Origin of the sequence: Pusillimonas sp. T2 (genome assembly GCF_002236805.1) — a bacterium.
Taxonomy (GTDB): domain Bacteria; phylum Pseudomonadota; class Gammaproteobacteria; order Burkholderiales; family Burkholderiaceae_B; genus Neopusillimonas.
On sequence record NZ_NIQA01000001.1, the window covers coordinates 1 to 14,637 of the forward strand.

General features: G+C 50.6%; 11 protein-coding genes. 5 read left to right on the forward strand and 6 right to left on the reverse strand.

Annotated elements, in window-relative coordinates; all coding sequences use genetic code 11:
- Window positions 1-1,069: hypothetical protein (locus tag PuT2_RS00005; RefSeq protein ID WP_143516074.1), on the reverse strand; the 1,069-nt coding region annotated here is incomplete at its 3' end.
- A 98-nt stretch (window positions 1,070-1,167) separates the two neighbouring features.
- Window positions 1,168-1,923 (reverse strand): polysaccharide biosynthesis/export family protein, encoded by a 756-nt coding sequence (locus tag PuT2_RS00010; protein ID WP_093968992.1) that lies wholly within the window; start codon window positions 1,921-1,923, stop codon window positions 1,168-1,170.
- 418 nt (window positions 1,924-2,341) lie between these two features.
- Between PuT2_RS00010 and PuT2_RS00015 the strand changes: the two genes are divergently transcribed.
- The 4 genes from PuT2_RS00015 (at window position 2,342) to PuT2_RS00030 (ending at window position 8,456) form a co-directional block, all read left to right on the forward strand.
- The gene (locus tag PuT2_RS00015; RefSeq protein ID WP_093968993.1) at window positions 2,342-4,501 is read left to right on the forward strand and encodes a hypothetical protein; all 2,160 of its coding nucleotides are present in this window, start codon (window positions 2,342-2,344) and stop codon (window positions 4,499-4,501) included.
- Window positions 4,498-5,472 carry a DUF6492 family protein gene (locus tag PuT2_RS00020; protein ID WP_093968994.1) on the forward strand — a complete coding sequence of 325 codons (975 nt, stop codon included), beginning with the start codon at window positions 4,498-4,500 and terminating at the stop codon, window positions 5,470-5,472. Before PuT2_RS00015 ends, PuT2_RS00020 begins: the two co-directional genes overlap by 4 nt.
- Before the next feature lie 348 nt (window positions 5,473-5,820).
- Window positions 5,821-7,515: an FAD-dependent oxidoreductase gene (locus PuT2_RS00025; RefSeq protein ID WP_093968995.1), complete on the forward strand. Its 1,695-nt coding sequence runs from the start codon at window positions 5,821-5,823 to the stop codon at window positions 7,513-7,515.
- The gene (locus PuT2_RS00030; RefSeq protein WP_093968996.1) at window positions 7,512-8,456 is read left to right on the forward strand and encodes an NAD(P)-dependent oxidoreductase; all 945 of its coding nucleotides are present in this window, start codon (window positions 7,512-7,514) and stop codon (window positions 8,454-8,456) included. Before PuT2_RS00025 ends, PuT2_RS00030 begins: the two co-directional genes overlap by 4 nt.
- A gap of 429 nt (window positions 8,457-8,885) precedes the next feature.
- Here PuT2_RS00030 and PuT2_RS00035 read toward each other — a convergent pair whose 3' ends face one another.
- The gene (locus PuT2_RS00035; RefSeq protein WP_093968997.1) at window positions 8,886-10,355 is read right to left on the reverse strand and encodes an ATP-dependent endonuclease; all 1,470 of its coding nucleotides are present in this window, start codon (window positions 10,353-10,355) and stop codon (window positions 8,886-8,888) included.
- 445 nt (window positions 10,356-10,800) lie between these two features.
- Entirely contained in the window at window positions 10,801-11,802 is a 1,002-nt protein-coding gene (locus PuT2_RS00040) for an SH3 domain-containing protein (protein ID WP_093968998.1), read from the reverse strand.
- Window positions 11,803-12,097: 295 nt separating this feature from the next.
- On the opposite strand from PuT2_RS00040, the gene PuT2_RS00045 reads away from it, so the two are divergent.
- The gene (locus tag PuT2_RS00045; protein ID WP_093968999.1) at window positions 12,098-12,913 is read left to right on the forward strand and encodes a hypothetical protein; all 816 of its coding nucleotides are present in this window, start codon (window positions 12,098-12,100) and stop codon (window positions 12,911-12,913) included.
- Window positions 12,914-13,100: 187 nt separating this feature from the next.
- Here PuT2_RS00045 and PuT2_RS00050 read toward each other — a convergent pair whose 3' ends face one another.
- Entirely contained in the window at window positions 13,101-13,367 is a 267-nt protein-coding gene (locus tag PuT2_RS00050) for an addiction module antidote protein (protein WP_093969000.1), read from the reverse strand.
- A gap of 423 nt (window positions 13,368-13,790) precedes the next feature.
- A complete protein-coding gene (locus PuT2_RS00060) occupies window positions 13,791-14,636 on the reverse strand; it encodes a hypothetical protein (RefSeq protein ID WP_093969001.1) in 846 nt (281 codons plus the stop codon).
- Between the last annotated feature and the right edge of the window lies 1 nt (window position 14,637).

The following is a 14,637-nucleotide window of genomic DNA, read 5'->3' on the forward strand; positions in this document are numbered from 1 at the left end:
GTTCTTCAGACCTTCCATAAGTTTGCAAACGTCGATACAGAAAAAGGCCTCGTACTGATAGCAGCAAGAACAGCACGGCACCGATCAGGCCGTACTCGAAAACGATCCCGAGCCAGGTAATATCAGCAAGGAAGAAGAAGTGGTGAAAGTAGGCAATCAGACTGTCTTGGCTGGTTGGGCTGATTGTGCCCACACCAAAGATCCAGCGCATGGGGTCATCACCCAGGAACTGTGTCGCCAAAAGGATACTGATCGCGCGAGTGTCAAAGCCTGTACTGACGTCAGCGCTAAACGTGGTGGCGAGATAGCCAACCGAAAATATCGCAGCCAGTAAAACAGGAACAAGGATCATCAGAAAGACCCGTATCGCGGGGCGTGACCAAAGGAAAACGTTGAGTACCAGAACGCCTGTAACTCCGATAACCATCGCCCGGGTCTTTACAATAAAAACAACAACAAACAGAAATATAGCCGCGCCGATCAGGTAACGGAGGCTTCTCTCAAAAACGGCACGTCGAAAGCAAAAAAACAGGGCAATGATCGGAAAGTACATCGACATTCGAATGCGATTACCCCGATGATCATGCGAAAAAAATGGCGCATCTCCGACCACGTACTCGGTGCTGTACCAGGAATCAGGTATGAACAACCAGAATGCAATAAGCACGCCGGCCACAACAATACCCAAACGAATGAAACTGCGCTCAATTTCATACAAGGTTGGTTTTATCGTCAGCAGCACGGCCAAAAATGAGAAAAAATACAGCAGCGGCAGCAGCTTGACTTGAGCGGTGATACTGGTGAAGAAAGTCTGATGAAAATAAACACCGGCCGCGAAGCTTGGAACAAGTAAAAGCCACGACCATGAGACAAGAATCTGGCGAGTCATCGGAAATCGCGGGTAGTGACGCAAAGCAATGAATGCGGGCAACGAGATAACGGGAAACGCCTTGGACAACGCCCACAACGGCCAGACGGCAACGATGTAATGGAACACTTGACCGAAAAATAACAATAACCCGGCCAACAGCCAGACGACACCTCTGCGAGCCAAAGCAGGCGAGAACAAGGGTGCCAGTTCAGGCTCGGTAGGGGCGCTATGCATGCAGTGACATTTCTTGGGCCAGGTCAGACTGTATCAAGACCTTTAGACAGAACGCAGAAACCTCAGGGTTGATTAGTGTTTGTCTCGTTTGTAAAGCTGTAATTGATGCTCTTGTTAAACGGCAGGGCCAGATTGATGTACTGATTGATCCATTGATTAAGCTCACTAATGGAAGATTGCGGAACGAAGATTGTGTCCGAAGGCTGTAAAACCACGACTTGATCCGGGTCGCCTTGTCGTGTCAAGGAGACCAGATTGACCGTTCGTAACATGGGGCGTCCATCTGGCGCGCGACGAATCAAAACAATCTCTTGGGTACGGGCTGTATCACGCAGCCCACGTGCGGCCGTAATTGCTTGTAAAGGATCCATGCCCGGGCGCAGCAGAACTTCGCCTGGTTGAACCACTTCACCCCCCACATACACGCGACTGTTGTATTTAAGGACACTCACGAGAGCATGGGCGTCGGCAACGATACCTTTGGCAAGGAGAACCCGATCAATCTCGCTTGCCAATTGTTCGATTGTGCGCCCCTCGGCTTGTAGCTGACCAGCCATGGGCACGGTAAACATGCCGTCAGGCGCTACAGCCGCCTGGTGGTTGAGCTCGGCATTGAAAGGAAATGACACAGCCAGATCATCGCCAGGTTGGATTCGATACACGTAGGGCCCCGAGTCAACCCAGGTGGCAAAGCCTTCAGGTTGCCGGTAAGATTGCTCGACCCAAGTTGGGGTACATCCAGTCAAGGCAAACAGTGCAACAAAAAACACCGATACAAGTGTGTGATTGGAGCGAATGGTGTCATGCGACAGGGACATGTGGTACAGACCTTTGAAAAAACCTCACAACGGATGAGGTGTACACGAACAACATTTGAGTGTCATAATAAGGCAGTTTGTTTGAAATAGTAGCTTTCCTGACATTTTAGATTACGCGCGGTCAAGTAGGTACCCCGCCGGTCGTCCCGAAATTCAAGATGATTTTGAAGACTGCGTCCTTCCCAAGAAAACTCGATCATTTTTGACTTTGTGAGGCCATAGCAAGATGAAACAGAGGTTTGCCTTGGTACCCTTGAACGGTCAAATGCAAGATCTCTATTGATGCAGCTGAACTTGTATTTTGCTCACGCAACCGCAAGATGCCGCGAAACGCGGGGTCGCATCAGCGCCTCCACTTTGCTGCTTCAAGCGGCTCACAAACAAAGACTCCTGCTCTGTCAGGGGATTGTCATTTAGTATGGTTATATCCACCAGAGAGAGGCCGGCAAGTCGAGGGGCAGCTGCCCTGACGGTTCGTGACTATCTGAATACCTGTTTTTACTACCGAAAGGTAGGTATTGCGGTATTTTTAGCCATTATGCTGCTGGGGCTCATCGCTACGTGGCTTTTCCCCATGCCGTACCGCGCACAGGCCACTCTGCTGGTACTGAACGCGGCTTACTATGACCAGTCAAACAGTACGCAAGGTGTTCAGCTGACGCCCGCTGTGGGTCAGTTGGTAAGCGTTGAGGCGCAAATCATTAATAGCCCCGAACTGCAACGCAATGTTGTGATGTCACAACTGGGCAATAACGCAGCTCCAGGTCTGATCGAACGCGATCTGCAAAACTTCAAGAACAATTTTCATCTTAAGCAAAACGATCTTGCCAACACCATCACCCTTTCCTTTTACAGCAATGATCCCGAGCAGGCCGCCAAATCATTAGAGTCATTGCTAAAAGTCTATTTTGAGCAACGTGCCTCCATCTTGACATCAGGCCGCGCCGGGATGTTGATAGACCTGAGAGACGAAGCTCGCGTCACGCTTGAGAAAGCAAATCGTGCATTGACCGAATTTCAAAAAGCACACGATGTCGTCAACATTCAAGACCAGATCGCCCGGGCCGTCGCACTGGAAAGTCTGCTCGTGCAACGAAAAATGGAGAATGAAGCAGCATTGGCTCAAGATCGCAGCGGTCTGGAGGCTTTACTCGCCGCGACTGAAAACGTCACAGAGAACGTTCTGCTTTTTACTGATAACTCGGAAATGATGCGATCCCAGGCGACAATGCGGTTGTCGCTGATGGAGCTGGAAGCACGTCGAGCTGAATTTGCCGCTCGATACATGGAAACATCTCCGTTTGTGACGCAATTGGATCGCCAGATCGCGGAGTTGCGCGTCACTCTGGAGAAACAAAAGCTTTCTGATGGCGTGTCATCCCGACACGGTCGAAATACTTACTACGACACTGTTCAAGACAAGATTGCTTCGCTGAAAACCAGTATTGCCGGGGAAGTAGCCCGCCAGGAGGAGCTGGAGGTACAGGTCGAGACAACGCGAGCGCGATTACGCAGCCTTATTTCCGTATCCAACCAGATGCGCCAACTGGAAGTTGAGCGTGACATCGCTGCGGAAAGCTTTCGCGAACGATCACGTCAAGCAGAGCTGGCGCTCAGCCAACAAGAGCAGGCCCGGGAAGTTAATAGCACTAACGTGCGGGTGATTGAGGCTCCAGAGGTACCATCGCGCCGTACCGTTTCGATTTCCATGCTGATTGCAGCCTGTTTTGTCGCTGCGCTAACAACCGCCGCGCTGGTCAGCTTGCTTCTATCCTCACTGCGGGAGACCTTCTTAAGTCCGGAGCAAATTGAGCGCGCACTTTCTTTGCGCGTCTTGAGTTCGCCCATTTCACCACGCGGCCGCATGCGTAAACGGGATGTGACCAATGACCTGGCCACTTATGGAGAGCATAGCCAGTTAGCTTCAAAAATATACACTTTGCCAGGTGACCGAGGTAAGGTCGTGATGGCTATTTCTCATGACAAACATGACGGAGCGCAAGCGGTTATCAAACAGTTAGCATTAGCACTAGAGGTTCGCACAATCAAGCCTGTTTTGATCATGGATATGTCATCAGGTTTGGATGAGCACGCATATGGCAGTCCTAACGATGAAGGAAAGGTGGTCTGGGAGTGTCCTGACAGTGCAGTCGCTTTGTCCTGCTCAATGCCAGAGAATGCGTTTGAAAACCAAGATAATAACGCGCTCGCTTTTTATCCGGTTGAAAATCATAACATTGTGATCGCACGTCATCGACTTTCCGCTCAACATCTTGCTCAAAACAAGATTTCCGAGATGTTTGATGTAGCACGTTCGTATTACGACTATATACTGGTGGACATGCTACCCGTCGGGCGATCCCCGGTAGTTATCGAGAACGCCCCCCTGGCTGATGCGGTATTTTTGGTTATCCGAGCAGAATCGACTCGCAAACCAATAGCCCAGATGCTAAAGAGTCAAGTACAGGAGGCCGACGGCAATATTATTGGTGTCGCCATGACGGATCGTCGTGTTTATATTCCTGACTTCGTTTACAAAGTCATGGCAAATCGCTCCCGAAACTTGAAAACATCATGACTCAGATCAGCGCAATATTGCCACTTAAAACGCGCGGACGTCACTACGCTGACAATATTGGCCGTTGCGACATTTTGTTCTCCTCATTAAGACATTTCACGACGCCAGAAACCTTTAGCCGGTTTGTCATTGTCGTGCCCCATGAAGAGGTAGATGAGGTCAAGTCCTACGCCAAAGCCTGGTCCGATTTTCCGATCGTCATTGTGGACGAATCTGAACACATGGCAGTCTTCGGCGAGTTTTCACAACGCCATCAAATCCGGAATTGGCATCGTCAGCAGATCATCAAGCTTTATGCGCCAGCCCTGATTGATACCGAGTACTTCCTGGTCTTTGATCCAGACTGCTTTGCGACGCACCCATTCACGGCAGACTCATTAGTTGTCGACGGCAAAGCCGTGACACATTACATGCCGCGTGCGGCTGAACCGCATTTTTGGGAAGCGTCTGCACAGCTCCTGCAGCAGGATCCGTTTCTGGATCGTGACGGGATCTGGTGGACCCCCGCGACATTGTCTCGGACTCTCTGTCTCGCTCTGCATCGGCAGCTTGAACATTTGTATGGCACAGAGTGGCGCAAAGTGTTGCTCAGCAATTACATGATCGACTGGACCGAATACACGCTTTATTGGCTTAATGCTGAGCGTGAGGGTTTACTGGATCAATATCACGCTGCTGCCAAACCAGGCCAGCCTACCTTGCATGCGAGTGAAAGTGTCTGGTTCGCAGACAAGATGCAAGCATGGGATCACGCCAAGCACTTTGCTGACGACAGTAAAGGTTTATTTGCTGTTGTTCAGAGCAATACACACATTTCCCCCCAGGCAGTGCAAAAACTGCTGTCACCCTATTTCCCCATTTCGATACAACCTTACGAGCGACATATTGACTATAAGCTGAAGGGTGCAGAACTCTATTCTGCCCTGACCCGCCGTGCATTAAAGTGGTTGCGACAGTTACGTGGAAAATAGTGCCTGACCCATTCGGGATCATCTCAAGGCACAGAAGACCGCAGGCCGTTGTCATCACATCGATACTGCCCTTCATCTGAATCCCAGAGTTCGACAGTTTGCCGCCTTCGGGCGGTTTTTGTTTGCTAATTTTCCTTTTGAATCAAAGAAAGGCTAACAAACAAGTCCGCACCGGCCACAACACCTTCAGTGCTGCATTGCTGTCGAGCCTCACAATGTGATCCGCCCATCGAATTCCACAGTATGTCGCGTTGCGCCGTACCCAATAACTTTTGGATCCCGATCGTTTACTATGGGTAGAATTCCGATTGTCTTAAAAAAAACCACACTGTTGCTTACAAGTCGCTAATGATTGAAGATGCTAACCATGTTCCTGCCAATACCACGCTGCAAACAGATGTTTGCATCATAGGCGCGGGGGCAGCAGGAGTCAGCCTTGCTCTCGCGTTACAAGACAGTGATTTGCATGTCACCTTGCTAGAAAGTGGTTCTGATCAGTTTGCGGAAGCATGCCAGGCGCTTTACCAGGGGAGCATTACAAACGAACAGTTGCACCCACCCGCAGACAGCTACCGCGTTCGTCAGTTTGGCGGGTCCACCACTTTGTGGGGTGGGCGATGCATGCCACTGGATCCGATTGACTTTGAGGAACGCGACTACATCGCAAATAGTGGGTGGCCAATCAACCAGGCTGATTTGTTACCGTATTACACGCAAGCGAATCAACTGTGTGAGGCTGGCGAATTTGCCTACACGGCAGAAAAAGCATTTCCAGCTTCTAGGCCGATGCGCCCAATGATCGGCGGTTTTGTCAGCGACACTTATTCAAGCGACACCTTGGAGCGCTTCAGCTGCCCAACCGACTTTGGAAAAAGATATCAAAGACGCTTGCAGCGCGGTCCTGTAAGGGTACTGCTCAACGCGAACGCTGGCTGCTTTTCGATTGGGAAAGATGTTCGAACAGCTGGCCCGCTACCCGTCAAAACACTGGCGGGTAATTACTTTACAGTGAATGCCCGTGTCTATGTCATTGCCACCGGTGGACTGGAAACGGCTCGACTTTTGTTAGCAAGCCCAGGCATGAGCGGCCGTGGACTCGGCAATGCGTATGGTGTCGTCGGACGCTATTACATGAGCCACATTGCTGGCACTATAGGTATCGTTGATTTGTCGCAAGCCTCTTCGGTGTGGCACGGTTACGAGATTGCGGAGGATGGCACCTATTGTCGCCGTCGTCTGGCGTTGGTTCCCCAAGCCCAAAGGGAGCTACGTTCTGGCAATTTCATCGCACGCTTGCACCACCCGCACATTCCAGATGCAGGACATGGCAGTGGCATTCTTTCAGCTCTCTACCTCGCACGACCGATCGTACCTTACGAATACGCAAAGCGCCTGTACGGAGAAAAGCCCGAGGCGCAAGCAAGCACCATCGCTCATCTGAGCAATGTCATTAAGGACAGCCCTCAAACGGTTGCGTTTCTTTGGAACTGGTTGCGCCGCCGCACACTAGCAGAGCGAAAATTTCCATCTGTGATTGTCCGCCCCAAGAACCTTCGCTTCTCCCTTGATTTCCATGCCGAGCAGGAACCAAATCCATCCAGCAGAGTGACACTTAACTCAAGTTTTGACCCACTTGGTATGCCGCGTATCAACATTGACTGGCGGTACAGCGAACAGGACCTTCGAACGGTCAACGTAGCACTTTCCGCTCTCAAAAACGCTTTTGAAGAAAGTAAAGTCGGGAGTTTTTCCTACCAACCCGAGGAAGTGGAATCAGAAATGACTCGCTATGGCGCTTATGGTGGCCACCATCTTGGTACGGCCCGAATGGGAAACGATCCTGCGACGAGCGTGGTGAATGCAGATTGTCGTTTACATGAAGTAGATAACGTCTATGTTGTTGGCGGGGCTGTATTCCCCACCTCAGGACAGGCTAATCCTACCCTGACCATCGTCGCCCTGGCTCTGAGAGCAGCGACCCATCTTCGTAAAACATTGTCTGCCGGCAAAGCCGGCAGCGCTCCTGCAACGACCCATCTATGAATACCATCCGAGTCCTGGTTCTTGGTGCGACCGGCTATATTGGACGTCACGTTGTCGACGCCCTAGCCTCAACCTCATGGTCCCGACCAGTGGCCGCCGCTCGCCGCGGGGCAACGGTTCAGCTCGACGCAACCGATGAGACCGCATTACTCAAGTCCGCTGATCACATAGATGTGATTGTCAACGCACTTGGGGGATCACCTGCAACGATGATTGCCAACGCAACGGCGCTTCGTACCACATTGATGCAGCGACCCAACTTGCGCTTGATTCACCTAAGCTCAATGGCAGCCTACGGATCTGCACGAGGCCTGGTCGATGAGACCCGGCCACTACTCGGTAACCTCGATGCTTACGCTGAGGCCAAAGCCAAGGCTGAGGAAATCCTGCAACCCTGTCAGGAACAGGTGACGATCCTGAGGCCGGGTTGTGTCTACGGAAACGGCAGTCCTCAATGGACGCTGCGAATTGAGAAATTACTACGCGCACACCGCCTGGGTGACCTAGGCGCCATCGGAGACGGATCAACCAATCTCGTACACGTTAATGATCTTGTCTACGCAGTGCTGGCAGCATTACAAACAAGCGAGGCCAGTGGCAACGCATACAATTTGGCCATGCCCGAAGCGCCGACTTGGAACGACTACTTGATTGAGTACGCCAGAGCACTCGCCGCCACACCGGTTACACGCATCGGGGCGCGTCGTCTGAAGTATGAAACACGACTCGCAGCACCCGTTCTAAAAATAGCAGAAATTCTCTGTCGGAAAATGCGGATTGACACGCGACATCTCCCACCAGCTATCACGCCCTCACTTTTGCGGCTTTGGCAACAAGACATCGTCTTATGCTCGAAAAAGGCGACGCATGACTTGAAAATATCATGGACCCCCTGGAAAAAGGCTATCCGTGAGGAGGCTCTTTTTCACCGACAACCCTGAAATCGATAAAAACATATTTTGTCAAAATGCAGGGGGAGCTGAAAAGCAAAACGCCAACCCCGAAGGATTGGCGTTTTGCTTGAATTTTTGGCTCCCCGAACTGGGTTCGAACCAGTGACCTGCGGATTAACAGCTAAAACCGGACAGAGTTAATTCACCATAACCGTTTGATTTTTTGGTTGTTTTATACATTGAGACCGCACGTAGATCATGCGGTTTTTGCATCAGCGTGCACGGATATTGCACTGTGGATTGGAGGCTAACGGTTGTCACGCCGCTAAAAGAAACGTCGTGAGTAGTACGATGTGGTCACCCATCTGTGGCTGCATTCGGCCAGAAGCGGCCGTCTACAGTCGTGAGAAGAGGACTTTCAATGATCGCAATAACATATGTCTACCAACTAAGGCAGTAGACTTGTTGAACAATCGGCTAGGCTTCAATGAGTGCCCTCGCTCTCGTCGCGAGGTCAGTGCAGAACTCCTGGTTCGCGCGCACCCAGAGCGCAAGGAAGGCCCCTCGAACGATCGGCTCAGGGATGAACCCAATAGCAATCCCTATTTGGTTAAAGAGAAGATGTGGATCCCGATTTGTGCGTGCAATTTCTTCGATCACTCGATGTACTTGGCCTTGGGCATCAGGAGGGCGTTGACAGGATACCGTTAATATGGCCAAGTCCCGGTCTAGCCTATTTTGAATCCCCTCAAAGACGGTGAGTTCTGGTTGAGTGCCGGGAAGTCGAATGATGCCCGCATCACGGTCTTCTTGTTGCTGTGAGTCACCATCAATCACACAAAGCGACTTGAATTGCACAGTGGGATTAGTCATGTGTCCACGATGAGTCTTCACTGCGTTCCCATCACCGTGTACAGCATGAACCTCGACTTGATCGTAGTCCGCCCCGAGCGTTTCACGGAGGATAGTATCCACCCATGTCTTTGCGAAGACATCTTCTACAAAAACCGCTAATTTCTTATCGACACGACCTGCAACCGCACGCAATGCCTCCACTGATAGTTTCCCTTGTTGGAGTTTGCCGTCGATACTCGCCCAAATAGCCTCGTTCGGTAGAGGCGACAGAGCGTAGTCGCTGTGGGTTGTAAAAATCGTCTGGATCGACTTCCGACTGGCAACGTCGATCAGATACTCGACCATACGCCGCGTAGCCACAGGATGGAGACCGTTCTCGATCTCTTCTATAAGAATCAAGCTATTCTCAGGTGCTTGTTCAATCTTCGTGACCATCCGAATGATCGACGATTCACCTGCTCCAAAGTGAAATTCGGAATATTGGTTCGTGCCAGCGTTGCCAACTAAAAACGTGTCGTCGTGACCGTATCGCGTTGCACGATAAGCGGCGACTGACTTTCCTAAAATATGTTCCACTTGCCTTACGACGCCTGCGGCAAGCGGTTCTAAAGGCAGGCTGTGCACATAGGTGGAGCGCATTAACTGTTTGTAGCGTGTTTTTTCGCCAGCTGGGACTGTCCGTTCAATGCCGAAAAATAAAACCTCACGGTCTGCAACGTCTCCGCGGACCCATTTCGCTTGTCGAAAATTTGAAGTCCTTTTGACCGTTTGTCGTGGATTGAGCTGTTTATCTATTAATTCGTACTCAACCCTCCACCCGGACATCGACTCATCGCCGACGGTGCTCTTCGGAAAGAACATGCTCGGCTTCACTGGCTTATAAGCACATCCAGCAGCGCCCAAGACAGCAGACTTTCCGCTCCCATTCGGTCCGATGAGGGCCGTTACAGGAAACTCGAAGTTAATGTCCTCGGTTATAAATCCGCGAATTTTCTCGATGCTTGCTTTGAGAAGATACTTTCCATAGTCATGCTTTCGGACTTTTTCCAACAATTCGGTCCTGGTTGAATCGCGGATTTCGCTAGTAGCCATCGTTTTCACTCCCCTTGCTTGCTGACTATGTGGCGTTAATGCCCTTGAAGCCTCACGTTGGAGCCAACTAGTGGCAGCAGGCTCGGGTCGAAAAACGCCCAGCTAAGACCCCATAGGGGACAAGCTGGTAAGTCGTCTACCTATGCTTTTAACCGTTGAGCAAAGTCGAATTCCGTGAGTGTGCTTCTTACAGAAAGTATAACTTGCGTGCGCAGCAAGACGTTGTGCAAGAGATTTTTATATTTGTTAGTGAACGACGGCTTTGCGGTTTTTATATGAACAACAGCTTTGGGTCGAAAGTTGCCGTTGGCGATGGTCCGTTTTCGACCCATAACAGCCCTTCAATCCCTTGAAGCGGACCTTCAATGTTCCGCATCATTGATAAGTGAAAGTAGACCGTAGCTGCGCTTTCATCTGTCCGATGCATGCGGTTGTCCAAGCGCTACTAGCCATTTTCACTGGAAACCGCTATAAAGTAGCGACTATGAGCCCACCCACGCTTAAGTTCATTTGCAACATAATCGAAGTATTCTACGTTCACCCACACTCCGCTCCCCCCTATTTGCACAACCTTCTGATTCCGCAACAACATGCCGAACGCATTATGGTCTGAGCCAGGCCCTGTTCTGAGGTTTACCGCTCGATCGGCAACCAAGTAGACACGTCCTTGGATATCTTGCTTCAGCGCATCTAACTGAATCGATATGGTTTGCTCCATGCCATCGATCCTGCTTAGCAGACGTTCTTCGGACTGCTCTGCCGAGATTTGCGAGAGATAGAAAAGGAACAAAGCAAAGACCAATCCTAAATAGAATTCGGCGCTCAGAGGGGCGAATGGCGCTTGAGCAGCTCTGTCCTTTACCGATTCCGCCAAGCTGTCCAATGGTTCAGCAGCATGGTCCGCAACCTGCTCCTCATACTCTTCGATTAGTAACCCATAAGCCTCCGAAAATGCCAGCGCCCCGTAGCCGTGAGTTATTCGCGTTGCAACAGTCGAAAACGCCTCTAGAATTGGACTGCGCTCAAGCGCCTGGATGGCTTTGATTGCCGGGGATTCTTGAAGGCTACGAATAGCCATGAACGCTGGAGATCCTTCGATTTCGCGTATGGCTTTCAGAGTCGGCGAGTCGTCGAAGTCACGTAGCATTCGCATGACAGGCGATTCTTCAATCCCCCGAATTGCTTTCATCGCGGGAGAGTTCTCCAAGTCTCTCATGATGCGGATGGCTGGTGAATTATCCAAATCCCTCATTAATCGAGCGACCGGCGAATCCTCGAACGCACGTATCGCCTTCATTGTTGGTGACTCGTCTAGAGCACGCAGAGCAAGTAATGTGGGGTTGTCGAAAATATCCTTCATGGCACGATGATTGTCCCCAAAGTTCTGACAGTTATTCAACGGACCTACCAATCCGCATATGCGATGATAGTACGAAGCGGCGAGCATTTGGCATGTCCACAGCAAGAACCTTTTGACGAATAGCCGCCACGGAAGAAAAACGTGAATAGCTGATCGTGGTCGAACCTCGACATTCGTAAATCGACCCGAAGAAGACATTTGCCTTATATTTGGGCTGGTCATGCGCAACCCTCGTAGGCACCACAAACAGACGTACACGATTTCTGGAAAATTTTTTCCGTACATCTGCTTAGTGGAATAACTATGAATTTAAGCCTTCCTTCGGCGTGAAACAGCGCATGCTGCCGAATTCAAAAATCATATTGATTGGGGTAAATCGAGAATGTTGACACCTACGTTCAACGCACTTCTCCGGGAAGCACAGTTCACTAAAGAAATGCTAGGAACTGGAGCTACTCAGATTCGACTAGCTAACTATGCGACGAAGGGCATCTATTTCCAGGCTTTCACAAGCCTTTCGACAGGACTGGAACGGATTGGGAAACTCTGCCTAATGCTCGACTATTTCATCGAAACAGGTGGGAAATTTCCAACGCTGAAAGAAATGAAGCATGAGGTTGGCCATAAGTTGGAACTTCTTTATCACCGCTCCCAGGAAGTCGTTCAAAGACGCTCCATTCAGCTTCGGTTTATGCATGATCTTTCTGATCCTGTTCGCTCGGCGATCATATCTGTGTTGCATGACTTCGCAGACGGTGACCGCTACTCCAACATTGACGTGCTTATCACCGGTGGCGCTTCGGCTGATCCCATTGCCAGATGGTTCAACGAGGTTGATATGCCGCTGTTTTCATCTTGTGTATCTCAAAAGAAAAAGGAGCAGATTGCGCACAACGCTAGAGTCGGTGCTCAGCTTATGAGCTCGTTCTCAATGGTTATGCACACCGCCGAGACAGGTGAAGAGATTTCAACCTTTGAGAAAGCAAGCCGATGCACAGGCATTTGGGAGGCAGTCGCGCCCCATCGTCAGCTAGCTGTTCTTCAGGTTATTCGGTATTGGACGGAACTCATCAGGGAGCTTGGGTATGCTGCGCAGGCTTTACCAGGCGAACACATCCCACACTTTGAAGAGATCTTTGGAATGTTCTATAACGATGACTCATACCTAAAATCGAGAAAAACGTGGGAGAAACTTTAGTAGATTATTAGGTCGTAGCGGGGCTGTTTCTGCTGACAGCCTGCAGCTACTGTAAACCCTGGTTTGAAAGGCCGCTTTTGGCCGAAATAGGCCATTTCTATCAGCACCGTTCCGGTAGCGCGGCAACTAAAGTCACACACGCTTTCACGAGGGTCTAGTGATCAGCTCGTGATATGCGGTTTGGCCGTCATATCGACCCAAGTGCTCGCATCACGGCCAGGGTGGTCTTCAACGTCGGATTGCCACGCTCACTGAACGATCGATAAAGCTGCTCACGGGAAAGGCCGGTTTTTTGGGCTATTTCTGTCATGCCCTTGGCTCGGGCAACTACGCCAAGGGCTTTGGCTATATAGGCAGCATCGCCTGTTTCAAAGGCATCGGCCATGAAGAATGCTATTTCTTCATCATCTACCAGGGCAGCGGCAGGGTCGTAGGTTGTTAGTTTTTCAGCCATCCTGGTCGCTCCATTCGGTGGCAAGTTTCTTTGCGGTAGCAATGTCGCTGGCCTGGATGCTTTTATCCCCGCCGCATAGCAGGATAACCTGAAGGTCCCCCGTCGCTGGAAGTAGACTCGATAGCCTAGGCCCTAGTGAATCCGCAGCTCGCTAATTCCGTCGCCTACCGGTTCAACATCACCTGGCAAGCCTTCCGCCAAACGCATCAAACGGGCCGCGGTAATGGTTCGCGCGCGTTTGTAACGGAGTCGGACCTCTCACTTCTCGTAGGTTGCTGTTTGCTTTAGCTCTATCATTGGCTAAATGTAGTCTATAAACTACGTCCTTGCAGTTTCTACTTAAGGCAGGGACGAAGCAATTGGTACTAAAGGTGGACGTGGATGAGCTAAGCGCCGAGTCTGCAAACTCCGCTGTGTATATCATTACTCGCTGGGTATACCATCACGCCAGAATTGAATATTGCGGAATGACAGATTGTCCACCAGATACGCCACTTCGTCCCGATAGGGCTTGATAGTCTGCGTAAACCTTTGTTTTGCATCTTCATCAAGTTCCGGCGCCGTGTTAACTAGCTCGTCTATGATCTGTGGCGCTTGATTCAGTGGCGATCTATAAAGGCGATTAAGGCAGTTTGAATAGTAGTTATCAAGGTTCTGCTGTCGTCGGATGAGTGCGGCGTTTTCTTCCCCTTGGCTAGGTGTCAGTGGCGCAGTGTTATGCATTTGGGCTTGTAGTTTTTGGCGAAATGGCTGGCTATATTCCTGAAACACTTCACCGGGCTTTAGCATCAGATCAAAAACACATATTTTGAGCAACGGTTCCCAAGTTTGCCGTATCTGGTCTTTTGTGGCTCCAGTTTCGCTGAGGATTTTTTCAAAACCCATTATCAGTTCACGCCGTTCGTCAAAAGTCGGCGTTCCACCAAAACGTCCCACCGAGCTGAACAGCCTCACCGTGGTTTTCGAAGTCAGTAGCGTTAGTTCTTTCAATCCGGTTAATGCTTGCTCTGCTTTGTCTATGGTGGCGTCCAGTCGCCTGACTTTGGCCTCTATCCCGAATCCTTTCAGAAATTCAAACCTGCTGACCGTCGCTGCAAATAACAGGACGATACCTGCGGCTATGCCTGTAGCCGCTAACGCCACAGAGTCCCGATATAACGCCAACAACCCGCCGACTAACGCAGTCAGCCCTGCGATTGTTAGGGCAGCGTCAACGATACCTATCTGAATGCTGCGTGCGGTGTAATGCGCGGTCTGTTGCTTAGTCATG

Bases quoted from the DNA above. Each gene is read 5' to 3' on its own strand.
- PuT2_RS00010 (WP_093968992.1), bottom strand. From the start codon at position 1,923: ATGTCCCTGTCGCATGACACCATTCGCTCCAATCACACACTTGTATCG.
- PuT2_RS00015 (WP_093968993.1), top strand. From the start codon at position 2,342: ATGGTTATATCCACCAGAGAGAGGCCGGCAAGTCGAGGGGCAGCTGCC.
- PuT2_RS00020 (WP_093968994.1), top strand. From the start codon at position 4,498: ATGACTCAGATCAGCGCAATATTGCCACTTAAAACGCGCGGACGTCAC.
- PuT2_RS00025 (WP_093968995.1), top strand. From the start codon at position 5,821: ATGATTGAAGATGCTAACCATGTTCCTGCCAATACCACGCTGCAAACA.
- PuT2_RS00030 (WP_093968996.1), top strand. From the start codon at position 7,512: ATGAATACCATCCGAGTCCTGGTTCTTGGTGCGACCGGCTATATTGGA.
- PuT2_RS00035 (WP_093968997.1), bottom strand. From the start codon at position 10,355: ATGGCTACTAGCGAAATCCGCGATTCAACCAGGACCGAATTGTTGGAA.
- PuT2_RS00040 (WP_093968998.1), bottom strand. From the start codon at position 11,802: ATGCTCGCCGCTTCGTACTATCATCGCATATGCGGATTGGTAGGTCCG.
- PuT2_RS00045 (WP_093968999.1), top strand. From the start codon at position 12,098: ATGTTGACACCTACGTTCAACGCACTTCTCCGGGAAGCACAGTTCACT.
- PuT2_RS00050 (WP_093969000.1), bottom strand. From the start codon at position 13,367: ATGGCTGAAAAACTAACAACCTACGACCCTGCCGCTGCCCTGGTAGAT.
- PuT2_RS00060 (WP_093969001.1), bottom strand. From the start codon at position 14,636: ATGACTAAGCAACAGACCGCGCATTACACCGCACGCAGCATTCAGATA.